Annotated in this window: 2 tRNA genes and 1 rRNA gene; all 3 read right to left on the reverse strand. The window is 57.8% G+C overall.

Annotated elements, in window-relative coordinates:
* Positions 1-68: 68 nt before the first annotated feature.
* A tRNA-Ala gene (locus H6B30_RS16110) sits at positions 69-142 on the reverse strand.
* A gap of 24 nt (positions 143-166) precedes the next feature.
* Positions 167-240: transfer RNA gene (locus tag H6B30_RS16115), tRNA-Ile, on the reverse strand.
* A gap of 101 nt (positions 241-341) precedes the next feature.
* Positions 342-408 (reverse strand): 16S ribosomal RNA (locus H6B30_RS16120); the annotation flags it as partial.

Below are 408 nucleotides of genomic sequence, written 5' to 3' on the forward strand. Positions count from 1 at the left end.
CTGCCGGCCTTGCTTGTTGCTTGTCTTGTATACAGTATGTCAAAGATCGTTCGCCTCATAAGGCGGTGTGGAGAATAACGGATTCGAACCGTTGACCCCCTGCTTGCAAAGCAGGTGCTCTAGCCAGCTGAGCTAATCCCCCGGTAAGGGCAGAGACGCCAACCAGTAGTCCCAGGCAGACTTGAACTGCCGACCTCCACATTATCAGTGTGGCGCTCTAACCAACTGAGCTATAGGACTCCGTACCCTCTGTGGGCATGGGGCAGAGATGAGTGGGGAGAGAGCCCTCAGGCCCAACGCGCGGACTGGGCCGCTTCGCTTGGGGAGGCATCCCGCTCCAGAAAGGAGGTGTTCCAGCCGCACCTTCCGGTACGGCTACCTTGTTACGACTTAGCCCCAATCACCGGT

It is taken from the genome of Marseilla massiliensis (assembly GCF_016899955.1).
Lineage (GTDB): Bacteria > Bacteroidota > Bacteroidia > Bacteroidales > Bacteroidaceae > Prevotella > Prevotella intestinigallinarum.